At 69.4% G+C, this 23,130-nt stretch carries 20 protein-coding genes; 11 read left to right on the top strand and 9 right to left on the bottom strand.

What is annotated here, in order from left to right; genetic code table 11:
• The first annotated feature begins 11 nt into the window (after positions 1-11).
• The 3 genes from A37U_RS0140755 (at position 12) to A37U_RS0140745 (ending at position 4,520) form a co-directional block, all read left to right on the top strand.
• Positions 12-311, top strand: a complete 300-nt coding sequence (locus A37U_RS0140755; protein ID WP_020502420.1) for an acylphosphatase — start codon at positions 12-14, stop codon at positions 309-311.
• A 179-nt stretch (positions 312-490) separates the two neighbouring features.
• Positions 491-4,081, top strand: coding sequence for a chromosome segregation protein SMC (gene smc, locus A37U_RS0140750; protein WP_020502419.1), 3,591 nt, complete (start codon positions 491-493; stop codon positions 4,079-4,081).
• A gap of 4 nt (positions 4,082-4,085) precedes the next feature.
• A complete protein-coding gene (locus A37U_RS0140745) occupies positions 4,086-4,520 on the top strand; it encodes an SRPBCC family protein (RefSeq protein ID WP_020502418.1) in 435 nt (144 codons plus the stop codon).
• A gap of 3 nt (positions 4,521-4,523) precedes the next feature.
• Here the strand turns inward: A37U_RS0140745 and rnhA are convergent, their stop codons facing one another.
• A complete protein-coding gene (gene rnhA / locus A37U_RS0140740; RefSeq protein WP_205623134.1) occupies positions 4,524-4,991 on the bottom strand; it encodes a ribonuclease HI in 468 nt (155 codons plus the stop codon).
• A 171-nt stretch (positions 4,992-5,162) separates the two neighbouring features.
• Between rnhA and A37U_RS47810 the strand changes: the two genes are divergently transcribed.
• The 4 genes from A37U_RS47810 (at position 5,163) to A37U_RS0140720 (ending at position 8,828) form a co-directional block, all read left to right on the top strand.
• Complete coding sequence (locus A37U_RS47810) at positions 5,163-5,444, top strand: hypothetical protein (protein ID WP_020502416.1); 282 nt, start codon at positions 5,163-5,165, stop codon at positions 5,442-5,444.
• A 68-nt stretch (positions 5,445-5,512) separates the two neighbouring features.
• Positions 5,513-6,181, top strand: coding sequence for a DedA family protein (locus tag A37U_RS0140730; RefSeq protein ID WP_020502415.1), 669 nt, complete (start codon positions 5,513-5,515; stop codon positions 6,179-6,181).
• Between the two features lie 52 nt (positions 6,182-6,233).
• Positions 6,234-6,617, top strand: a complete 384-nt coding sequence (locus tag A37U_RS0140725; RefSeq protein WP_020502414.1) for a MerR family transcriptional regulator — start codon at positions 6,234-6,236, stop codon at positions 6,615-6,617.
• Positions 6,618-6,662: 45 nt separating this feature from the next.
• Positions 6,663-8,828 (top strand): tetratricopeptide repeat protein, encoded by a 2,166-nt coding sequence (locus tag A37U_RS0140720; protein ID WP_026198155.1) that lies wholly within the window; start codon positions 6,663-6,665, stop codon positions 8,826-8,828.
• Here A37U_RS0140720 and A37U_RS0140715 read toward each other — a convergent pair.
• From A37U_RS0140715 to A37U_RS0140700, 3 genes are all read right to left on the bottom strand, one after another.
• Complete coding sequence (locus A37U_RS0140715) at positions 8,779-10,398, bottom strand: hypothetical protein (RefSeq protein WP_063712908.1); 1,620 nt, start codon at positions 10,396-10,398, stop codon at positions 8,779-8,781. The two genes, A37U_RS0140720 and A37U_RS0140715, sit on opposite strands and share 50 nt — an antisense overlap.
• 252 nt (positions 10,399-10,650) lie before the next feature.
• The gene (locus tag A37U_RS0140705) at positions 10,651-11,319 is read right to left on the bottom strand and encodes an MBL fold metallo-hydrolase (RefSeq protein ID WP_020502412.1); all 669 of its coding nucleotides are present in this window, start codon (positions 11,317-11,319) and stop codon (positions 10,651-10,653) included.
• A gap of 17 nt (positions 11,320-11,336) precedes the next feature.
• Positions 11,337-12,143, bottom strand: coding sequence for a maleylpyruvate isomerase family mycothiol-dependent enzyme (locus tag A37U_RS0140700; protein ID WP_020502411.1), 807 nt, complete (start codon positions 12,141-12,143; stop codon positions 11,337-11,339).
• A 266-nt stretch (positions 12,144-12,409) separates the two neighbouring features.
• Here A37U_RS0140700 and uvrA point away from each other — a divergent pair, with 266 nt between their 5' ends.
• Both uvrA and A37U_RS0140690 read left to right on the top strand, forming a co-directional pair.
• Positions 12,410-15,265 (top strand): excinuclease ABC subunit UvrA, encoded by a 2,856-nt coding sequence (uvrA, locus tag A37U_RS0140695; RefSeq protein ID WP_026198152.1) that lies wholly within the window; start codon positions 12,410-12,412, stop codon positions 15,263-15,265.
• Complete coding sequence (locus tag A37U_RS0140690) at positions 15,262-16,071, top strand: phosphotransferase (protein WP_026198151.1); 810 nt, start codon at positions 15,262-15,264, stop codon at positions 16,069-16,071. Before uvrA ends, A37U_RS0140690 begins: the two co-directional genes overlap by 4 nt.
• Positions 16,072-16,086: 15 nt before the next feature.
• On the opposite strand, the gene A37U_RS47805 is transcribed toward A37U_RS0140690, so the two are convergent.
• Genes A37U_RS47805 through A37U_RS0140670 form a run of 4 tightly spaced genes read right to left on the bottom strand, consistent with a single transcriptional unit; the run spans position 16,087 to position 21,394 of the window.
• Entirely contained in the window at positions 16,087-17,055 is a 969-nt protein-coding gene (locus tag A37U_RS47805) for a lactonase family protein (protein ID WP_020502409.1), read from the bottom strand.
• A 42-nt stretch (positions 17,056-17,097) separates the two neighbouring features.
• On the bottom strand, positions 17,098-18,483 hold the full coding sequence (locus tag A37U_RS0140680; protein ID WP_020502408.1) for a GntP family permease: 1,386 nt from the start codon (positions 18,481-18,483) through the stop codon (positions 17,098-17,100).
• 17 nt (positions 18,484-18,500) lie between these two features.
• A complete protein-coding gene (locus A37U_RS0140675) occupies positions 18,501-20,078 on the bottom strand; it encodes an N-acyl-D-amino-acid deacylase family protein (RefSeq protein WP_020502407.1) in 1,578 nt (525 codons plus the stop codon).
• A gap of 2 nt (positions 20,079-20,080) precedes the next feature.
• Positions 20,081-21,394 carry an alanine racemase gene (locus A37U_RS0140670; RefSeq protein ID WP_020502406.1) on the bottom strand — a complete coding sequence of 438 codons (1,314 nt, stop codon included), beginning with the start codon at positions 21,392-21,394 and terminating at the stop codon, positions 20,081-20,083.
• 39 nt (positions 21,395-21,433) lie between these two features.
• Here A37U_RS0140670 and A37U_RS0140665 point away from each other — a divergent pair, with 39 nt between their 5' ends.
• Positions 21,434-21,811, top strand: a complete 378-nt coding sequence (locus A37U_RS0140665; RefSeq protein ID WP_020502405.1) for a RidA family protein — start codon at positions 21,434-21,436, stop codon at positions 21,809-21,811.
• A gap of 2 nt (positions 21,812-21,813) precedes the next feature.
• A complete protein-coding gene (locus A37U_RS0140660) occupies positions 21,814-22,785 on the top strand; it encodes an S-methyl-5-thioribose-1-phosphate isomerase (RefSeq protein ID WP_020502404.1) in 972 nt (323 codons plus the stop codon).
• On the opposite strand, the gene A37U_RS0140655 is transcribed toward A37U_RS0140660, so the two are convergent.
• Positions 22,764-23,126, bottom strand: coding sequence for a DUF1844 domain-containing protein (locus A37U_RS0140655; protein ID WP_020502403.1), 363 nt, complete (start codon positions 23,124-23,126; stop codon positions 22,764-22,766). The genes A37U_RS0140660 and A37U_RS0140655 overlap by 22 nt on opposite strands.
• Positions 23,127-23,130: the final 4 nt, after the last annotated feature.

Here is a 23,130-nt window from a genome sequence, read left to right as displayed (position 1 = left end):
TCATTTGCCATATGGGCGAAAAATCCGGCAAGCCGAATGGGCCCGCGCGCCTGACCGCGTGGGTCCGCGGGACAGTACAGGGGGTCGGTTTTCGCTGGTGGGTGCGCTCGCGGGCGCTCGAGCTCGGGCTCGTGGGCAGTGCGGCCAACCTGCGGGACGGGCGGGTCGAGGTGATCGCCGAGGGTGCGGTTCCCGAGTGCGAACGGCTGCTCGCCCTTCTGGAGGGTGGCGCCTCGCCGGGCCGGGTCGCCGGGGTGAGTGCCCGGTGGAGCGAGCCGCACGGTGGGATCACCGGTTTCGTCGAACGATAGCGCGTCGAACGGTATGGTCTCTCGAACCGCTGGGCACAGCCGTCACAGCAGCCCCAGCAGGCTCATATACCACGGTCTCGACCGGGTTCATCGGCGCGACACGCGGTGCGGTGCGCGGTCCGCGCGGCTGGCGCGGGTACCCTTCCTCGAGGAGTCGAAACCGGGGAGGCCGTGCACATATGCACCTCAAGAGCTTGACGCTGAAGGGCTTCAAGTCCTTCGCCTCGGCCACGACACTGCGCTTCGAGCCGGGGATCACCTGCGTGGTCGGCCCGAACGGATCGGGCAAGTCGAACGTCCTCGACGCGCTGCGCTGGGTGATGGGCACCCAGGGCGCCAAGGACCTGCGCGGCGGGAAGATGGAGGACGTCATCTTCGCGGGCACCGCGGGCAAGGCCCCGCTCGGGCGCGCCGAGGTCACGCTCACCATCAACAACAACGACGGCGCACTGCCCATCGACTACACCGAGGTCTCGGTGACCAGGCGGATGTTCCGCGACGGGGCCAGCGAGTACGAGATCAACGGCAACTCCTGCCGGCTGATGGATGTGCAGGAACTGCTCTCCGACTCGGGTATCGGGCGCGAGATGCACGTGATCGTCGGCCAGGGGCAGCTCTCCCAGATCCTCGAGTCCAAGCCGGAGGGGCGCAGGGCCTTCATCGAAGAGGCCGCGGGTGTGCTCAAACACCGCAAGCGCAAGGAAAAGGCGCTGCGCAAGCTCGAGGCCATGGAGGCGAACCTCAATCGGCTCAACGATCTGACCGCGGAACTGCGCCGTCAGCTCAAACCGCTCGGTAAACAGGCCGAGATCGCCCGCAAGGCGCAGACCGTGCAGTCCGAGCTACGGGATGCCAAGCTGCGCCTGTACGCCGATGATCTGGTGACCCAGCGCGAAGACCTGCGCAAGGAACAGGCCGACGAGCAGCAGGCCCGGCAGCGGCGCGGCGAGGTGGAGCAGTCGCTCGAGGTCGCCTCCTCGCAACAGGCCGAGCTGGAGACCGCGCTCGAGGCGGACGCACCGAAACTCAACGCGGCACAGGACACCTGGTACCGGCTCTCCGCGCTCGCGGAACGGTTGCGCGGCACCGTGCGGCTCGCCGAGGAACGCCATCGGCACCTGTCCGCCGAGCTGGATTCCCCGTCCGGGCAACGGGATCCGGAGGAACTGGAGGCCGAGGCCGAACAGGTCGCCGAACAGGAGGCCGAACTGGCCGAGGCGGTGACGGAGGCGCGGGAGGCACTCGCCGAGGCCACCGAGCGGCGCACCGAACTCGAACGCGAGGCGCAGGCCGCGGAGAAGGCACACATGGCCGCGGTACGCGCGGTCGCGGACCGGCGTGAGGACATGGCCCGGCTGTCCGGGGAAGTGGAAACCTTGCGCGGCAAGGTGACCGCGACCGAGGAGGAGGGCGAGCGGCTGGCTGCGAACCTCGCCGAGGCGCGGGAACGGGCCGAGGCCGCGGCCGAGGAACTCGCCGAGGCGGACCAGGACGGCACCGAAACCGAGGAGTCCGACGACGGGCTGCGGGAACGGCGCCAGCAGGCCAAGGAAGCGCTCGAGGCAGCGACCGCGCGGGTCGAGGAACTCACCGCGGCCGAACGCGTCACCGAACGGGAGATGGCCTCGGAGAAGGCACGCGTCGACGCGCTCTCCATCGGTCTGTCCACAAAGGACGGCGCTGGTGCGCTGCTCGGTGCGGGCGACCGGGTTCCCGGGCTGCTCGGCAAGGTGGCCACGCTGCTCACTGTGGAACCGGGCGCCGAGGTCGCGCTCGCCGCGGCGCTGGGCAAGGTCGCCGAGGCGGTGGCCGTCGCCTCCGGGCAGGACGCGATCAGCGCGCTCGAACTGCTCCGCTCCGAGGATCTGGGCCGGGCCGGACTGCTGATCGGTGGGGCCGGATCCGCGCAAGTGCAACGGATCGCGCTTCCCGAGGGAGCTCGGTACGCCGCCGATCTGGTCACCGCACCCGAATCGCTCGCGAAAGCAGTGCGGCACGCGCTCGAGAACGTGGTCGTGGTCGCCGATCTGGGCCAGGCGCGCGGTATCGTGGCGGACCACCCGGAGCTGTCCGCGGTCACCGCTGATGGCGATGTGTTCGGCGCGCAGTGGGCGATCGGTGGTGTGGAAGGAAAACAGAGCACCATCGAGATGCAGGCCGCGGTGGACGAGGCCAAGGCCAGGCTCGCCGAACACGAGGCGGCCAAGCAGGAGACCGCGGCCGCGCTCGAAGGAGCGCAGGCCGAACAGCGTTCCCGCCGCGAAGAGGTCAAGGCCGCCGAGGACGCGCTCGGGGAGGCGCGGGTGCACGCCGCGCGCGCCGCCGAGGTACGCAACGGGCTGCGCCAGACCGCCTCGCGTGCGGCGGCCGAGGTGCAGCGGCTGACCGAACAACGGGACCGCATCGAGGGATCCAGGGCCACGGCACTGGAGAAACTCGCCGAGGTCGAGGAACGCTACAAGGCGGCCCAGGACGCCGAACCACTCGAGGCGGAGCCGGACACCGAGGAACGCGATCGCATCGCGGAAGCGCTCAACGCGGCCCGTCAGTCCGAAGTGGACAGCAGGCTGAACCAGCGCACCGCGGAAGAGCGACACCGTGGTGTGCAAGGAAAAGCGGACCAGCTGCTGCGTGCCGCCCGGGCCGAGCGGGAGGCGCGGGAGCGTGCCCAGCGGGTCGCGCGCGCCCGCGCGGAGGGCGCGCGGATCGCGTCCCTCGTGGTGAGTGGTGGCCAGACCGCGATCGAGCGCATCGAGGTGTCCCTGGCCCGCGCCGCCGAGGAACGCGATATCGCCAAGCAGGCGCGCGCCGAACGCGAGGCGGAGCTGAACGCGGTCCGCAACCAGGTCCGCCAGCTCACCAGCGAACTCGACAAGCTCACCGATGCCGTGCACCGCGACGAGGTGCTGCGCGCCGAGCAGCGGCTGCGCCTCGAACAGCTGGAAGCCAAGATCACCGAGGAATTCGGTATCGGGCTCGAGGATCTGGCCAACGAATACGGCCCCGCGGCCCCGGTTCCGCCGAACGCCACCGAGGTCGCCGAATACGAGGCGGCCAAGGAACGCGGCGAGGATGTCGTCGCGCCCCAGCCGGGACCCTACGACCGGGAGACCCAGCAGCGCAGGGCGAAGCGCGCGGAAAAAGACCTCGCCACCCTCGGCAAGGTCAACCCGCTCGCGCTCGAGGAATTCGCCGCCCTCGAGGAACGGTACAAGTTCCTCTCCACTCAGCTCGAGGATCTCAAGGCGACCCAGAGCGATCTGCTCACCGTGGTCAAAGAGGTCGACGAGAAGATCCTCGAAGTGTTCACGACCGCCTACGAGGATGTCGCCCGCGAATTCGAGACCGTGTTCGCCACGCTGTTCCCCGGTGGTGAAGGGCGGATGATCCTCACCGAGCCCGACGACATGCTCACCACCGGAGTGGACGTGGAAGCCCGGCCGCCCGGCAAGAAGATCAAGCGGCTCTCGCTGCTCTCCGGCGGGGAGAAATCACTCGTCGCGGTCGCCATGCTGGTGGCCATCTTCCGCGCCCGGCCCTCGCCGTTCTACGTGCTCGACGAGGTGGAGGCCGCGCTGGACGACACCAATATGCGCAGGCTCATCGGGCTGCTCGAGGAACTGCGTGGCGCCTCGCAGCTGATCATCATCACCCACCAGAAGCCGACCATGGAGATCGCCGACGCGCTCTACGGGGTCAGCATGCAGGGCGACGGGATCACCAAGGTCATCTCGCAGCGTTTGCGGGACACGGACAAACAGGCCGGCTGAACACATGCGGCTGGCGGCTCGTACCACCGTGGAGCAGAGCCCCGGCACCGTGTGGGCATTTCTGGCCGACCCGTCGACCGCGTCGTCCTGGGACGCGAGCATCGCCGAGGTCATTCCCAGCTCGACCGGCGCACCCGCGGTCGGCTGGGAGGCGGAGACCCTCTCACCACGGGGTAAGCGGCAACGCTTCCGTATCCCGCACTACGAGGACGGCCGGTTGCTGAGCTTCGTCCTGCTGGACGACCCGACGTTCGATCACGCCGAACTGAGCTTCCTGCTCGAACCGGCCGGTGCGGGGACCCGGATCGTGCACATCATCGAGGGGCGGACCCGCAACCGCGCGCTCGGGTTCGTGCTGACCGTGGTCGGCAGACGCGCGCTCGCCCGCGATCCGAGCAGGCTGCGCGCGACGCTACGTCGGCTGCCGACCGATCCCTGAGCCCTACGCGCGGATGACCCCGTCGCGGGCTTCTTCCATCCCCTTCACGGCGAGCCGGTCCGCGCGTTCATTGCCGGGATCGCCCGCGTGTCCCTTGACCCAGTGCCATTCCACGTCGTGCTCGCCGACCGCCGCGTCCAGGCGCTGCCAGAGGTCGGCGTTCTTCACCGGTTTGCGTTCGCTGGTCTGCCATCCGTTGCGGCGCCAGCCGTGGATCCAGGAGGTGATCCCGTTGCGGACATAGCTGCTGTCGGTGTAGAGGAGCACGGTGGACCGCCGGGTCAGGCTCTCCAGCGCCATGATGGGCGCGGTGAGCTCCATCCGGTTGTTCGTGGTCGGTTCGGCCTGCCCGCCGTAGAGCTCTTTCTCGTGCTCGCCGTACCGCAGCAGGGCGCCCCAGCCGCCGGGACCGGGGTTCCCGCTGCACGCCCCGTCGGTATGGATCACCACTGCTTCGGATTCCGCTGCCACGCGTGCATGGTAGCCGGGTGGTCCCGCGCGCCCATTGCGGCACAGTGACCGTCACGGGTTCCTGTGCGGTGTCATTGCTCGGCGGGCGCGACGGGGTCGGCAAGTCCTCGGTGGCCGTGGAGGTCTCCGCGCGATTGCGGCACCGGGCAGTGGCGCACTGCCTGCTCGAAGGTGCATCCGGCACCGCCCGGAGACCCGGATCACGCGCCGATCACCGAACGCGACCTTCGCCGCGATCCGGCGCAACTACGCCGGGCCCGGCCACCGGAAGCTGGTGTACTGCAACACCGCCAGCCTGCTCGATGCGCCGATGCTCCCGCGGGGAACGCCTGCGGCGCCGCGGCGGTCAGAGAGCTCGACCGGACGGTGCCCGCCGGGACCGTGCGGATACCCACCGATGGGTGCACCGTCTCTTGGATCGCGGAGCGCGCGATCGCCGCCACCGGCTGGTAGCCGCCCGCGAGCTTGGTATCCTTGACCTGTTCGTATTCGCTTGGGGTGGATTTTCGTGGGGTGCCGAGGTGTCGTGGATCAGTGACGGGCTCGCCGCGCTCGGTGGGCTTCCGGTCCCGGTACTGCTCGCCGTGGCGTTCGTGGCCAGCTTCGCCGAGTCCGGTCTCGGCGTGGGCATGTTGCTGCCCGGCGAGACCGCGGTCCTGATCCTCGGCGCGAGCGCGCGGGACACGGTGCTGCTGGCCGCGCTGTTCGTGATCGTGGCCATCGGTGCCTGCGCGGGGGATCACATCGGCTACCTGCTCGGGCGCCGCTACGGGCGGCGGATGCGCGAGACCAGGATCGTGCACAAGCTCGGGGTCGAGCACTGGGACCGCGCCGTGGACACGCTGCGCCGGCGCGGGGCGCTGGCGATCGTGCTGACCAGGCTGCTGCCGATCGTGCGTACCTTCACCCCGGCCGCGGCGGGCGTTGCCGGGATGCCCTATCGCCGGTTCCTGCCCGCGTCGCTGCTCGCGGGTCTGCTCTGGTCGGCGGTGTACGTGTTCGCCGGGGCCGCGGCCGGTGCCTCGATCCACGCCGTGGAGCGGTTCATCGGCAACGCGGGCTGGATCGTGTTTGCGGCCCTTGCGGTGATCTTGCTCGCGGTGCTGCTGTGGCGCAGGCGCCGCAAGTGCGCGGCCGAACCGGATGCCACCGAGCGCGAGCTCGACCGGGTCGCCGACCGAGAGCATTGATTAGGTTAGCCTAACCTTGCAAATCTCTTGGCGTCTGGGTTCAATGGACGGAATGCGGGAGCTCGCCGGAATCCGCCGGGTGGCCGAGCACTTCGGTCTGCCGGCCTCGACGTTGCACTACTGGGAACGCCGCGGACTGATCACGCCGCACCGGCGCGTGGCAGGGCGTTACTACGACACCGAACAGCTCTACCGGATCGCGCTCATCAAGAAGTGGCGCGAGACCGGGCTGCTCGGCATCGAGGAGATCGCCACGCTGCTCACCGGTGCACCCGGCCGGAGCGCCCTCATCGGGGAGCGGATGCGGGTGATCGAGCAGCGGATCGCCGAGCTCGAACGGGCCCGCGGCTACCTCGCCGAACTGCGTGGCTGTCCCTGCGAATCGGGCCTCGAACGCTGCCCGGCCTTCCGCGAGAGCACCGAAATCCCCGCCTGACCCCTGATACGATCGCCGTCGCCTACGGGACGAGGGGGTTCGTGCATGGTCGACGTTGTCGAGGTTGTTGCGAGCGAGGCAGTGAAGTGGGTCTTGCCCATTCCGGCGCGCGGGCTGCGGAGCGAACTGCTCCGGTTGTATCGAGTGTTGCGCTCCCGCAAGGACGCGATTCCCACTCTTCGGGACGTCCGCGCGGTGCTCGAACTCGCCCGTCGCGATCGTGCTTTTCGTTCGGAACTGGTCCAAACCGTGGCCATGCTGAACGCCGGTTCGATTGCTCATGGTGCCCCGCAACCAAACCCGGCATCCCGTGTTCATCGCCGGTACCTGGAGAATCCGCCGCTGGACGGGCCGAAACTGATCGCCGGACCGCACGGCTGCGGGGCGACCGAACTGGCCCGCCAGCTCGGCGCGGCCGTCGCGGACCGGTTCCCGAACGGCCGCGTGGAGGTCGACCTCGCCCGGTTCCGGTCCGGCGACGTCCTGGATCTCGCGGGCGTCATGCAGTACGTGCTGCGCCGGTTCGGTGTGGACGCGGGAGCACTCGCGGTGGACGATGCGCGGCTGGCCGAACAGCTGGCCTCGGCGCTGGCCACCCGGCAGTGCGTGATCATCCTGGACAACGTCATCGCGGCGAGCGAGATCGAGATGTTCACCCCGTTCCGGACGAGCCTGCTGCTGATCACCACCACGTCCTGCCCGAGCAGGGATCTGCGGGTACTGGACCCGAACCCGATCCGATTGCGCCGCCTGGATCCGGCAGGTGCGCAGGAACTGCTCGGCGACTACTGTGGCGCGGTCCGGCCCGCCGAGGAACCTGAGGCGAGCAGCGCACTGGTCGCGTTGTGCGAGGGATTGCCGGAGGCGCTGCGCGAAGCAGGGCTCAGCCTGGCAAAGCGGGCGGGCGAGCCGCAGCCCGTGGGGAGACTGCTCGCCGCGTACAGAAAGAGCGGAGTCGTCGATGCCGAAGGCGTGATCCAGGAATCCGTCCGGCGCACGATCGACGCCCTGGATGCACGGATCGCCCGCGCGGTCGCCCTGCTCGCGGAGTTCCCCGGCGGCCGGTTCACCCGCGAGACCGCGACCGCTTATCTGGGCGCGGGAACCGATTTCGAGGCGGTACTCGCGGCGCAGCTGACCACGCCGGACGGGAACGGGCATCGGGTGCGGCGACTGGTCGGCGAGTATCTGCCGAAACCACCGGACGGGGCAGGCGAGGCGGCCTTCGCCGCGCTGCTGCGTCATGTGCGGGACAACGCCGTCGCGGCCGACTGCCAAGCGGATCGCCTGCGCGTGTACGAGGACGCCCGGGCCGGGACCTGGTCGCGGCCCGAGGACCCGTTCGACTGGCTGGACGAGCACCTGGGACTGATCGGTGCCCTGGCCCGCGAAGGACGTGAACGCGGCTATCACCGGGAGGTGTGCCAGCTCGGTGGCGCGGTCGAGATCCTGGTCAATCAGCGTTGGCGCTGGCGTCAATACGCGGAGATCGCCGAATGCGTGGTGCGCGCCGCGCTCGCCGATCCCGGACAGCGCGCCACTCAACTGGCGCGCGCCTATTCGCTGCGCGCCAAGGCGTACTACCTCGTCCGGGTGTTCGAGCCCGCACAGGCCGATCTGGAACAGGCATCCCGCTACGCCGGGGCCGCCAACCTGCCGCGGCTGAGCGCCTCGGTCGCCGAATTCCGGAGCCGGTATTGGGAAGAACGGTTCGACGCGGGGTGGACCCGGGGCCTCGATGAGGCGATCCGCTGGATGCGCGCGGCCGTCGCCATCGACGGGCAACTGGGCGACCCTGTCGCCCTTGGCATTCATCTGCGGATGCTCGCGGTGATGCTGGTCAAAGCGGGGCAAGTGGACGAGGCGCTCGACCAGGCGAACGAGGCCGCCAGGTACGCCGAAGGGCGCAATCTGGGGCGGGCGCACATGGCCGCCGCCCGCGCCTACCTGGCGCTCGGGGACACCGCCACGGCACGCACCCGGCTCGGCGAGGCGGATCAGTTGCTACGTCGGCTCGGTGCCGAGCAGTACGTCTGGGAACTGCGGGAGCTGGAGGCGCGGCTGCTCGTGGCCGAGGGCGCGCTCGACGCGGCGCGCGAAGCCTGGGGCAGCCTGCTGGACGAGGCCAACCGGAGCGCGCACCCGCGCCGCGACGACTACTTCACCGAACTCTGCTCGTTACCCGCACCGTCCGCTCGCCGATGGCTATGACCCTGGTAGTCGTGGCGCTGCCCAGATAGACCAGGCTCGCGGCGAGCAGCGGATCGGCCCGCAGACTCAGTTCCCGTTCCTCACCCGCGCGGTCCCTGGTCAGGCAGACCGTGTCCGAGATCCGGGCTGCGGCGACATGGGCGGCGGGCCAGCGGCGCAGCATCGCCTCGGCCCATTCGCTGAACGGTTCGGGCTCGTGCAGTTCGGTGAACACGATCGCCGCCCCGGACAGCTGGCGCAGGCTCGCCCGGGTGGCGTGCGCGGCGAGGTGGCGGTATTCGAGCCGGTGCCCGGTGTCCGTCGCGGGAAACCGGATCAGCTCTACGGTTTCGCCGTGCGGGCGCGCGCCGATGACGAAGGCGGAAACCGGTGCGGGCGGGGGGGCCGGGGTCGGAAGGGGAGCGAATTCCGCCTCCTGCCCGGGTTCGGCGAGCCGCAGCCGCCGGTAGAGCAGGCCGCGCAAGGCGGCGGCGGAGCTCCCGGCGACGGCCGCCTCGACCACGTTCCGATACCGGCCCGGCCGGTGCTCGTCCATCGCGCGCCGCAGCTGTGTGTGCAGCGGGCGGTCCGGCTCCAGCCGGGGCGCCCGTTCGGCGAGTGCGGCCATCGGGGATCCGGGAACGGTGCTCGCGGCCGGGCGCCCGGCGAGCAGCAGCGGGCGGTCGAGTGCCGCCGCGTACAGCGCGAGGGAGCCCTCGTCCGCCAGCACGCACGAGGCCGCGATGAGCGCGGCCTGCCATCCCGCGGCCGGGGTGACGAGGCGAAGCCCGGCTGCTCGCGCCGTGGCCAGCCAAGTCCGCAGCTGCCAGGGGCCGTGTGCCGAGGTGATGCCCGGATGCAGGGCCGCGCACACCGCGAACTCGTCCACCGGAAGCTGCGCGAGCAGCTCGGTGAACAGTCCGGGATCGGTGCCGAGCAGGGAATCCGGCCCCCAGGTGGACACCACGGTCAGCAGCGGGCGGTCCGCGCCGCCGAAGGCCTCCCGGAACGCCTCGAAGCGGTGAGTGTTCGCGAGCAGCCGGTCGAGGCAGGGATCGCCGACGACCTCCGCGCGCCGCGCCACATCCGGGCCGATCCGGCGCAGCTCCTCGAGCTGATCGTGATGGGACAGCGCGATCGTATGATCGCAGCCGCGCAGCCGCTCCGGATGGAGACCGGCCACGACCGTGGTTCCCGGATAGTACTTCTGGAACCCGATCCCGTGCGGGAACAGGATTCCCGGCCCGTCGAGCAGGTGCAGCCGGTCGTTCTCGCTCGCCGCGAGGACCAGATCGAACCGGGTGCGGATGGCCTGTTCCCAGGGCAGTACCACGACGCCGAGTTCGTGCAGGAAATCGCGCACCCCGGAACCGAACACCGCCGAGTTCTGCTCATCACAGGTGAACACCACCTGGATCCGGTGATCGTCCTCCAACAATGAGAGCACATCGAGCAGCCGGGTGCCCGCGGTGACCGTGCGGACCACCACCAGCACCGTGCGCGTGAACCCCACGGTCAGCCAGCGGTCGAATTCCCTGCCGACAGGCAACTTCGGCCAAAAACGGTCAGAGGGGGTTAGCCCTTCGGTCATCGCGCCCCTCGCCGTTTCAGCGGCACCGCGTGCGCCGAGACGACACCCATGAGGGTGAGAGTACGGTCATCGGCTCAATCGGTCCGCACCCTGGTCGGTTTCGCGATCACGGGTTGCTGTTCGTTGCGGTATTCCACGCTGGCGCGATGGACGCGGACGAGCTACGACGCGAAGCCGGCGAATTCTTCGATACCGAGGATCGTATCGGCGATGATGACCGGGTGGGGCGGCATCGCGCTCACGGGCACTGACTCACCAGCCGCGTTCGCGCCACTCCGCCAGTTTCGGCCGCTCCGCCCCGAGCGTCGAGTCGTCGCCGTGCCCCGGGTAGAACCAGGTGTCGTCGGACAGCTCGCCGAACACCCGCGCCTCGAGGTCGTCCATCAGGCTGGCGAAGTCCTCGGGGCTCGTCGTCTTTCCTGGCCCACCGGGGAACAGCGAGTCCCCGGTGAACAGGTGCCCGTGGCCCTGCGGATCCCGGTACAGCAGCGCGATCGAGCCCGGCGTGTGCCCGCGCAGGTGGATGACCGACAGGCTCGACTCGCCGAACCGGACGGAGTCGCCGTGCTCGACGAGGAAGTCCGGCGGAACCGGCAGCGGCTCGGAGTCGGCGGGGTGCGCCACGGTGTTCGTGCCGTACGCCCCCGCGGTCGCCCCGAGCGCCTGCCAATGGTCGGGGTGCTGGTGCGTGGTGACGATGGTGCGCAGATCGGGACGGGAGTCCCCGGAACCGATCAGATCGGAGAGCCGCTGCGGATCGTTGGCCGCGTCGATGAGCAAGGCCTCATCACTGGCTTTGTCGATGAGCAGGTAGGCGTTGTTGTCCATGGGCCCGACGGAGAGCTTGGTGATGCTGATCTCGGCGAGCTCGCGTTTCGCGGGGGCACCGCCCGGCTCCACATGCCCGGTGTAGCTGTTCACAGGCGGGACTTTACCGGTCACTTCAGCCAGCCGGACAGGGCCGGGATCTCACCGGAGAGCGCGGATCCGTCCGTGCGGCCGGTGAGCCAGGCGATCAGTTCGGCCGGTGTCCCGGTGATCTCGTACTCGGTGGGCGCGGTGCCGATGGCGTGCTCGCGGGTACCGCTCTCGGCGGTGGCGTGCAGCAGCATCGACGGGGCCTCGGGGAGGCTCTTGTAGGTCAGCGCGACATAGCTCAACACCAGGTCGAGGGTTTCCTCGCCGAGGTCGGCGTAGTCCGCGAAGCGGTGCCCGAGGTCGAGGTCGACCAGATGCACGAACAGTTCGGTGACCCGCATCCACGGGACGAGGTGCCCGCCGAGTTCCACGCCCTGGCGGCTGGTGGCCGAACCCGACCACGCGGAGTCGGGCATCGCGGCGGCCGCGGTGCGGAACCGGCCGGAGGCGGCGAGATGATCCTCCTTGATCACCTGCGCCAGCCGCTGCGCGCCCTCGTCGATATCGGCGTCCCGGTCCTCATCGGAGGCATAGGCGGGCCGTTCGATCCCGGTGCGCGCCCAGGTGAGCAGGTTGACCAGGGCATCGGCATTGCGGGCGAGGTGGCTGACCAGGTGTGCCCTGGTCCAGCCGGGCAGCGCGCTCGGCCGGACCATGCTCGCCTCGGTGATCGCGGCGACCGCCGCGTCGACCCGGGGAGTGAGTTCGTCGATGGCCCGCAGACCGGCGTGTGCGAGCCGGGCCGGGCTCGCGGTCTCGTTCTCGTCGCGGGGCATCGGCACCACCGTGCTCTCGGCCAGTACGTTCGCGGGTCGGGAGGACTGCACAGGGACACCCTTCTCGTTGTTCGCGGTCTCTTCGTTTCCTGCTGTCAGGATGGGTGTGCTCAAGAACCAATTCATGATTTGTCCACGCCGGATGGCACTCGACGGCACCGTATGCGCGAGGGGTACCTCTCCACCATATGCCGCCGGAGCGTTTCGCGGTAGTCGCTGGTCAGCCGGTTACGCAGAGTTGTGGGTACCCGCGCGGCGGAAATTGTCGGTGGGGCTGCCTAGCATGGACTCGTTCCCTGTTTCGTCCGGAGGTTTTCGTGGCTGATCGACTTGTGGTGCATGGTGCGCGGGAGCACAACCTGCGTGGAGTCAACCTCGACCTGCCCCGCGACTCGCTGATCGTGTTCACCGGTCTTTCCGGCTCCGGCAAGTCCTCGATGGCCTTCGACACGATTTTCGCCGAGGGGCAGCGGCGGTACGTGGAATCGCTCTCGGCGTACGCCCGGCAGTTCCTCGGGCAGATGGACAAACCCGATGTGGACTTCATCGAGGGCCTTTCCCCCGCGGTCTCGATCGACCAGAAATCCACCAACCGCAACCCGCGCTCCACGGTCGGCACGATCACCGAGGTGCACGACTACCTGCGGCTGCTCTACGCGCGCGCCGGCGTCCCGCATTGCCCGGTCTGCGGGGAACGGATCGCGAAGCAGACCCCGCAGCAGATCGTGGACCAGGTGCTCGAGCTCGAGGAGCGCACCCGGTTCCAGGTGCTCGCCCCGGTGGTGCGCGGGCGCAAGGGCGAATACGTCGACCTGTTCGCCCAGCTGCAGTCCGACGGTTATTCGCGGGTGCGCGTCGACGGGCAGATCCACCAGCTGACCGAGCCGCCGAAGCTGAAGAAGCAGGACAAGCACTCGATCGCGGTGGTCATCGACCGGCTCACGGTGAAGGCGAGCGCGAAGCAGCGGCTGACCGATTCGGTGGAGACGGCGCTGCGCCTCGCCGACGGCCTGGTCACCCTGGAATTCGTGGACCTGGAGGCGGACGACCCGGAGCGGGAGCGCACCTTCTCGGAGAATCTCGCCTGCCCGAACGGGCACGCGCTGCAGGTCGAGGATTTCGAACCGCGTTCCTTCTCGTTCAACTCCCCGTACGGTGCCTGCCCGGAGTGCACCGGGCTGGGCACCCGCAAGGAGGTCGACCCGGAACTGGTCGTACCGGATCCGGACCTCTCTCTCGAGGACGGGGCGATCGCGCCCTGGCAGGGCGGCCAGTCCGCGGACTACTTTCAGCGGCTGCTCACCTCGCTGTCCACGACCATCGGCTTCCGCATGGACACCCCGTGGCGCAAGCTCGGCGCGAAGATCCAGAAGGCAGTGCTGCACGGGGTCCCGGACCAGGTGCACGTGCGCTATCGCAACCGGTACGGGCGCCAGCGCTCCTACTACGCTTCCTTCGAAGGGGTCATCCCCTTCCTGGAGCGGCGGCTCGAGCAGACCGAGTCCGAATACATGCGCGAGCGTTACGAAGGCTACATGCGTGAGGTTCCCTGCCAGGCCTGTCAGGGAACCAGGCTGCGCCCGGAGATCCTCGCGGTCACCCTGGAGCATTCGCAGCACGGGGAGCGCTCGATCGCCGATGTCTCGGCCATGTCCGTCGCCGAGTGCTCCACCTTCCTGGACGGGATGACCCTGGACAAGCGCCAGGAGATGATCGCGGGCCGGGTGCTCAGGGAAATCCAGGCGCGCCTTCGCTTCCTGCTCGACGTGGGGCTCGACTATCTCTCGCTGGACCGGGCCGCGGGCACCCTCTCCGGGGGAGAGGCGCAGCGCATCCGGCTCGCCACGCAGATCGGCTCGGGCCTGGTCGGGGTGCTCTACGTGCTCGACGAGCCCTCGATCGGGCTGCACCAGCGGGACAACCACCGGCTGATCGAGACCCTGACCAGGCTGCGCGACCTCGGCAACACGCTCATCGTGGTGGAACACGACGAGGACACCATCCGCTCCGCGGACTGGGTCGTGGACATCGGCCCGGGCGCGGGGGAGCACGGCGGCGAGATCGTGCACAGCGGCACCTACAAGAAGCTGCTCGCCAACAAGCGCTCGGCGACCGGGGACTACCTGTCCCGCCGCAAGGAGATCCCGGTCCCGGAGGAGCGCCGGGTGGCCGATCCGAAGCGCAAGCTCACCGTGGTCGGCGCGCGGGAACACAATCTGCGCGGGATCGACGTCGCTTTCCCGCTCGGCACCCTGATCTCGGTGACCGGGGTCTCGGGTTCCGGGAAATCCACCCTGGTCAACGACATCCTGGCCACGGTGCTCGCGAACCGGCTCAACGGCGCCCGCCAGGTTCCCGGGCGGCACACCAGGATCAACGGCATCGGCGAGGTGGACAAGCTGGTGTGCGTGGACCAGTCGCCGATCGGCCGGACCCCCCGGTCCAATCCGGCGACCTACACCGGCGTATGGGACCACATGCGCAAGCTGTTCGCCGCGACCACCGAGGCGAAGGTGCGCGGTTACCAACCGGGCCGGTTCTCCTTCAACGTCAAGGGCGGGCGCTGCGAAGCCTGCGCGGGCGACGGCACCATCAAGATCGAGATGAACTTCCTGCCCGATGTGTACGTGCCGTGCGAGGTCTGCAAAGGCGCCCGGTACAACCGCGAGACCCTCGAGGTGCACTACAAGGGCAAGACGGTCGCCGAGGTGCTGGACATGCCGATCGAGGAGGCCGCCGAGTTCTTCAAGCCGATCACCGCGATCCACCGGCACCTCAGGACCCTGGTGGATGTGGGCCTCGGCTATGTGCGGCTCGGCCAGCCCGCCCCGACCCTGTCCGGCGGTGAGGCGCAGCGCGTGAAGCTCGCCTCCGAACTGCAGAAGCGCTCCACCGGAAAAACCGTCTACATTCTCGACGAGCCCACCACCGGACTGCACTTCGAGGACATCTCGAAACTGCTCGGGGTGATCAACGGCTTGGTGGACAAGGGAAACACGGTGATCGTCATCGAGCACAACCTCGATGTGGTCAAGACATCCGACTGGATCATCGATATGGGACCCGAGGGCGGATCCGGCGGTGGAACCGTGATCGCGGAAGGCACTCCGGAAGAGGTGGCGGACACCGAGGAGAGTTACACCGGCCAGTTCCTCGCCCCGATACTCGGGTGATTCCGGCCGAACGGGTCGCCCCGGTACTGCGGGCGCTGGGCATCCGGGGCGAGCGGATCACCGAATGCGGACAGGGCTGGGATTCCCGCGCCCTCGAGGTGGACGGGACCTGGATGGTGCTCGTGCCCCGGGAGCCCGGGATCGCGCGCAACCACCTCAAGCAGGCGCGGCTGCTGCCCTGGCTGGCCCCGCGGCTGCCGTTCGCGGTGCCGCGCCCGCTGCTGTGCGGTGGACTTCTGGTGTACCGCAAGCTCGACGGCGAACCGAACACCGACTGGACCGGCCTGCCCGCGGCCCTGCGCGCGCTGCACGATGTGGACCTCGGGCACGCGGCGCGCTGCTGTGACGCCGGACCGAACCTGGGCGCCTGGTTGCGCCACTACCGGGGTCGCCGCGAAGAAGCGCGCCGGATCGCGGGCACCCTCGGCGCGCTCGCCGGTCCGGTCGAGGAGGCCTTCGCCGCGTTCTTCGCCGGTGACTGGTCGACCCCGGCCACGCTCGTGCACGGGGACCTCGGCGGAGAACACGTGCTCACCGCGGACGGCAGGCTCGGTGCGCTGATCGACTTCGGGGACGCGGCCATCGGCGACCCGGTCCAGGACTTCACCGGGCCCTATCTGGACTCCGGCGCGGAACGCACGGCCGAACTCATCGCGGAATACGGCCGCCCGCTGCCGGTCGAGCGGCTGGCTCACTACGCCTGGCTGGGCGCGCTGGAAGCGGTGTTCTACGGGCTGCGCACCGGCGATCGGGACGAGCTCGCCGACGGACTGAGCGGACTCGCCGAACGCCTGGCGCGGCTGTGACCCCCGGACCAATGCCTACGGCAGGATCATCGAGACGCCCGGGCAATCGAACACCGGCCGCGGACCGGAAAGCTCCCCGCTGTCCGGATCACGGTCGAACCGGACCACCTGGCCGCCGCGCTCGTTGCCGACGTAGAGCGCGGACTCGGCGAGCGCGAACTGACGCGGCCAGTCTCCGGTGGCGGGCACCGTGTCAAGCAACCGCAGCCCGGACCCCTCGACGGCGAACCGGGCGATCGTGTTGTCGCCCCGGTTGCTCGCGTACACGAACCGGCCGTCCTCGCTGACCGTGATCTCCCCCGGGAAGTTGTCCCCGCCGCTGCCCTGCCGGGTGCTCACGCTCTTCCCGATGCTCAGGGTCCCCGGACCGGCGTCCCAGTCGAGCACGGTCACCGTCGACTCGTATTCGTGCACCAGATAGGCGCGATCGCCGTCGGGGTGGAAGTCCAGATGCCGGGGGCCGCTTCCCTTCGGCAGCACCGCCCGCGAATGCTCGCGCAGTTTCCCGTCCTCGATGCGGTACACGAACACCGTGTCCACCCCGATGTCCACGCACAGCAGCCAGTTCCCGGAGGGATCGCCGAGTGCCTGGTGCGCGTGCGCGCCCGCACCGTGCTGCACGAGATCGCTGAGGGCACCCAATGTACCATCGGCCTCGATCGGGTGCACGGCCACCGATCCGGAACCGTAGTTCGAGCTCACCAGCCAGTCCCGGTGCACCGTGCAGTGTGTCGGCTCGGCGCCCTCGGTCAGCTGCGCGCCCAGCACCTGCGGCGCGTACGGATCGGCGATGCTCAGCGCCCGCACCGCGCCCGCCGTGGATTCCTGCACCGCGTACAGCACCGAACCGCGCCGGGCCAGCCAGGACGGATTCTCCAGCGGAATCCGGGCCCGCTCGGTGAGCGTTCGCCCCTCCCGCTCGGTCACGACGAGCCCCGGCCCGCCCTCGGATGTGAAACCACCGATGTAACACGGAGTACCCACGCCGTTCCTTCCTTCCAGACAGCCGCCGGATCAGCCGCTCAACTATACGAAAACGCTCAACAACGCCGCCATGCCGAAACCCACCAAGGACAGCACCGTCTCCAGGACCGTCCAGCTGCGCAGGGTGTCCTTGACGGTGAGCCCGAAATAGCGCGAGACGATCCAGAACCCGCCGTCGTTGACGTGCGAGGCGATGATCGAACCCGAGGAGATCGCCATCACGAGCAGGGCCAGCTGTGGCTGCGAATAGTGCAGCTCGCTCACCGTCGGCGCGAGGATCCCGGTCGTCGTGGTGATCGCGACGGTCGCCGAACCCTGGGCGATCCGCAGCCCGCAGCTGATCACATAGGCGGCCAGCAGCACGGGCAGCCCCGCCGCGTCCAGGGAACCGGCCACCGCCTTGCCGATCCCGGTCGCGGCGAGCACCGCACCGAAGAACGCGCCCGCGCCCACCACGAGCAGGATCATCGCCACCGGGCGCAGCGCGGCCGCGGTGAGCGTGCTCAGCTCCTTGCTGCCCATCCCGCGGCGGAACCCGAGCAGCCACATCGCCAGCAGCACCGAGATGGTCAGCGCCACCGCTGGCGTGCCGAGGAAGGTCGCCACCTCACCGATCGTGGATCCCTTGGGCAGCAATAAGTTCCCGAAGGTGCCGAACAGGATCAGCAGCAGCGGAACGAGGATCAGCAGCAACACCATGCTCAGCGCCGGTTCGCTCTCGCCGTCCTGCTCGGCGAGTTCGGCCTCGGCGGGAACCGGCCGGTGCATCCGGTTGCCCAGCCAGGTGGAGAACAGGATGCTCGCCGCGAACCAGGCCGGGATACCGCAGGCCAGCCCCATCACGATGATCCAGCCGAGATCCACCCCGAGCAGCCCGGCCGCGGTGACCGGGCCCGGGTGCGGGGGAAGAAAGGCGTGCGTCATGGACAGCCCGCCGATCAGCGGGAGCGCGAACAGCAGCACCGAACGCTTGTCCTGGCGGGCCGCGGCGAACACCAGCGGGGCGAGCACGAACACGCCGATGTCGAAGAACACCGGGATGCCGAAGATCAACCCGGCGAGCCCCATCGCGAGCGGTGCGCGTTTCTGCCCGAACAGCCGAAGCAGCGCCCTGGTCAGCACCCGTGCCCCGCCGGATTTCTCCAGGATCGCGCCGAGCAGGGTACCGAGCCCGATGATCACCGCGATGTGCCCTAGTATCGAGCCGAATCCCTTCTCCAGTAAGGAATTCGAAGACTTCTGCGCGGTGCCGACCAGATCCTGCACCGAGATCCCGGCGGCCAGCGCCACGAGCAGCCCGACCACGAGCAGCGCGATGAACGGCTCCATGCCGAACTTCATGATCAGTAACAGCAGCACCGCGATGGCCACCAGGGCGAGCAGAAGCAGACCCGGTGTGGATTGCTGGAGCCAGTCGACCGCCGCCATGGAGGCCTCCTCGTGTGTTATCCGTTGTGCCGCAACGCCTTTCCAGGAAAAGCTCCGGTGTGCGCGCCCTCGGTGTACACCGTGACCCCGCCGACGAGCACCCGCTCGATGCCCGCGGCGAGCTGGCGGGGCCGGTCGAACTCCGCCCGGTCCGCGACCGTCTCCGGATCGAAGAGCACCAGATCGGCCACCGCGCCCTCGGTGAGCACGCCTCGATGACGCAGCCCGAGCCGCGCGGCGGGCCGCCCGGTCATGTGGTGCACGCAGTCCTCGAGGCCGAGCACGCCGAGCTCGCGGCAGTAGTGGCCGAGATAGCGCGGGAAAGTGCCCCAGGCGCGCGGGTGCGGCCGCGGACCGTGCAGCAGCCCGTCGCTGCCCGCGGTGTGCGCCGGATGCCGCATGATCGCGCGCACATTGCCCTCATGGCCGATGTGCATCAGGCAGGACGGGGCGAGCCGTTCGCTCACGAGCACGTCGAAATACAGTTCGCTCGGCGTTTTCCCACGGCGTGCGGCCGATTCCGCGACACTCGCACCGACCAGCGAGGTGTCCTGGGCCCCGTTGATCTCGATGGCCGACCAGTCCACGGGCACGCCGTGGCAACCGTCCGAACCGAGTTCCTCCATCTCGTACCGGATCCGCTCCCGGGTGTCCGCATCGGCGAGCCGTTCCAGGGTGTCCTCGACCCCGCCGGAGAACGCCCAGCTCGGCAGCAGCGCGGACAGCGTTGTCGCCCCGGGCAGATACGGATAGGTGTCCAGGGTGATGTCCGCGCCCTCGGCGATCGCCGCGTCCAGCAGCGCGAGCAGTTCGCCTGCCCGCCCGGCATTGCAGTCGAAGTTCATCGTGGCGTGCGCGAGATGCAGCGGGCAGCCCGAACGTGTGGACACATCCACCATCTCCGCGTACGCCCCGAGCGCGTGCGCGCCGTACCCGCGGTGGTGCGGGCTGTAATAGCCGCCGTGCTCCGCGACCACCGCGCACAGCGCGATCAGCTCCGCGGTGGAGGCATACATTCCCGGGGTGTAGGTCAGCCCGGAGGACAAGCCGAAGGCGCCCTGCTCCATGCCCTGCGCGACCAGCTCGCGCATCCGGGTCAGCTCGTCCTCGCTCGCCGCGCGGTCGTCGAACCCGACGCCCAGCATGCGCACCGTTCCCTGCGGCACCAGGTACGCCGCGTTGATCGTGATCCCCGCGTCGAGCCGGTCCAGGTATTCCCCGACGCTGCGCCAGGAGAAGTCGAAGTCCGGCGGGTTCCCGTTCCACCCGGCGATCTGGGCGCGTAGCGCGGCAAGGGTCCGGTCATCGCAGGGCGCGTAGGAGAGCCCGTCCTGGCCGATCACATCGCAGGTGACCCCCTGGGAGACCTTCGCGAGATGCTCGGGTTCGGTGAGCAGCGCCAGATCCGAGTGCGCGTGCATATCGACGAACCCCGGGCACAGCACCAATCCCGTGGCGTCGATCAGGTTCGCGCCGTGCCGGGTTCCGGGTGCGGCGACCTCCGCGATCCGGCCGTCGGACAGCACCACATCCGCCTGATAACGGTCCGCGCCCGTTCCGTCGATGACCGTGGCCGAGCCGAAGATCCGCTCCATGATCAGAAGTAGGTCCGGACGAACTCGAGCACGGTCGCCCCATCGGTATCGAGTACCGGGATCAGCTGCCACTTGTCGAACACGGTGCACGGATGCGAGGCACCGAGCCCGATCCAGTCACCGACCCGGATGTCGGCGCCCGGATCGAGGGCGCAGTAGGCGTGCTGATCGTTGAGTTTGGTGACGGTGACCCCGGAAAGCGGAACGGTCTTGCCCTCTCTGCGGATCACCTCGGCGCTCGGCAGGCCCTGGTCGAAGGACACATCCCGGCGCCCGAGGGTGAGCAGGGCCAGATCCGCGTCCGGTTTCGAGCTGACCCGGGCCCACAATCGCATCGCGGGCCGTAGCCGCTCGTATCCGGCCAGTCGCTGATGCGCGCCGAGCGGGGAAAGTCCTTCGTAGAAACCGGAATCGTGGGTCAGGTACGCCCCGCTGCGCAGCACCGGGAGCACCTCGAGCCCGGCGGGCCACGGCTCGGTGAGCACCTCGGCGACCTGATCGAAGTAGGCGCTCCCGCCCGCGGTGACCAGCACCTGTCCCGGGAACAGCGTGGCACACCGGTCGACGAGCTCCCGCAGCGCGCGCAGATAACCATCCACAGTGGACAACGCATCGGCCTCGGCGCCGTGCGCGAGCGCGGCCTCGTAACCACCGACCCCGGCCAGCCGCAGCGCGGGCGAGGCGGCCACCGCCTGCGCGAGCTCGACCGCGGCCGCCACATCCCGGACCCCGGTCCGCCCGCCCGTGCCGCCGAGTTCGATCAGCACCGGCAGCTGGAAATCCGTGCCCGCGAGCGCGTTCTCGGCGATCTCGATCCCGGCGGGGGAGTCGAGGAAACAACTGAACTCGAAGCCGGGATCGCGCGCGGACTCGGCCGCGATCCAGGCGATGGCCACCGGATCCACGAGCTGGTTGGCCAGCAGCACCCGGGAAACCCCGAACGCGCGGTACACCCGGACCTGGCTGAACGTGGCCGCGGTGATACCCCAGGCACCGGCCCGCAGCTGACGTTCGAACAGCCGCGGTGCCATGGTCGTCTTGCCGTGCGGGGCGAGCGCGATCCCGCGCGCGTCCGCGAGCCGGGCGAGCACATCCACGTTGTGCCGCATGGCCGCGTCGTCCAGCACCAGCAGCGGGGAGTGGAACCCGTCGGCGAAAATATCGGGCCGTTCGGCGGCGAATGCTGCGATACTCGTGCCGGACGCGGCGGGTGGCATTCCCTTGTGCCGCCAGTCGACGGGGAGCTCGTCGGCTTCGGCAAGGGCGTTCGGGTCGATTGTCCCGGGTGTGATCGTCACGTTGTCCGTCTTTACCATCACTGTGCAATGATCGGCAATAGCGGAGGTATTCACCCGATGGCCAAGCAGGCATTCTCCAGCCCGAACGCACCGTCCCCCGCGGCGAAGTACTCCCCGGCCGTGCGCAAGGGGAACATGCTGCAGATCTCCGGGCAGGTCGGTTTCGATCCCTCGGGCACCCTCGTCGGGGATTCCGTGGACGCACAGACCAGGCAGGCCTTCGCCAATGTCAGCACGCTGCTCGCCGAGGCCGGGGCCAGCATCGACGACGTGCTCATGCTGCGCGTCTACCTCACCGATCCCGGGCACTTCGCCGAGATGAACGCCGCCTTCGCCGAGTACGTCACCGAGCCCTTCCCGGCGCGCACCACCGTGTACACCGGGCTGAACCCGGGGATCCTGGTGGAGATCGACGCGCTCGCGGTGCTCGACTGAGCATGTCCGCGCTACCGGTGCCCACGCTGCTGGACAGCGTGCGTATCGAGCCCGATGTGGTGCGCATCCTGGACCGCCGCCGGTTCCCGGTGCGCACCACCTGGGTCGAGTGCTGGGATGTCGAACAGGTCGCGATGGCCATCGAGGAGATGGTCACGCAGAGCTGTGGCCCGTTCTTCGCCGCGGCGGGCGCGATGGTGCTCGCCGCGGGACAGGGCCGGTCCCTGGACGCCGCGGCGCAGCGGCTGCTCGCCACCCGGCCGACCAACAACGGCATCCGGGAGGCGGTGACCGCGCTGCGCGGGATCGAGCCGGAGCGGATGTTCACCGAGGCGAACCGGATCGCGGACGAGTTCCACGCACGCGGGCGGCGGCTCGGCGCGCACGCGGCCGCGCGATTCGCGGACGGGGATGTGATCCTGACCCACTGCTGGGGCGATGTGTACGTGATCGGTGTGCTGCGCGCGATCCTCGAACGCGGCGACTCGGTCCGGGTGATCTGCACCGAGACCCGGCCCTATCTGCAGGGCGCCCGGCTGACCGCGCACAGCGTCGCCGAACTCGGCATCGAGGTCTCTGTGGTCACCGATGGCATGCCCGCCGCGCTGATGAGCCAGGGCCGGATCGACAAGCTGCTGACCGCCGCCGACCGGGTCACCATGGACGGGCACGTGGTCAACAAGGTCGGTACCCTCGGCCTCGCGATCGCCGCGCGGCATTTCGGGGTGCCTTACACGGTCGCCGTGTTCGCCCCGGACGAGCAGACCGAGACCGGTTCCCAGGTACCGCTGGAGGACCGGGACGGTGCGGAGGTGTTGCACGCGCTTGGGCAGCGCACCGCGAGCGAGCTGGTCACCGGCATCTATCCGGCTTTCGACGTCACCCCGCCGGAACTGGTCGGCGCGATCGGCACCGACCGGGGTGTGTTCGCCCCGGACCGGGTGCGCGGCTACTACCAGACCGGGCCGGTATAGCGCTCGCCAGGCCCCTGGCCCGGTTCGTCGGGCACCGCGGACTCCTCGCGGAAGGAACGCTGCAGGGACTGCAGGCCGTCGCGCAACGGGCCGGCGTGCAGGCCGAGGTACTCCGCGCTGGAGGTGATCAGGCCGGCGAGCGCGGTGATCAGCCTGCGGGCTTCGTCCAGGTCGCGGCTCGGCGATTCGGCCGGCACCTCGGCGGAGAGTCCGAGCCGTTCGGCGGCCGAGGACATCAACATCACCGCGGCCCTGCTGATGACCTCTACACTGGGGATTTCGGCGAGGTCCCGCTCGGCGGCCCCGCTCGGAATATCCTGCCCACCTGGTGCGTTCGACACGTCT

Source organism: Sciscionella marina DSM 45152 (assembly GCF_000379465.1).
GTDB lineage: Bacteria > Actinomycetota > Actinomycetes > Mycobacteriales > Pseudonocardiaceae > Sciscionella > Sciscionella marina.
Note: the sequence above shows the minus strand (reverse complement) of the source record. Positions and strands in the feature narration are given on the sequence as shown.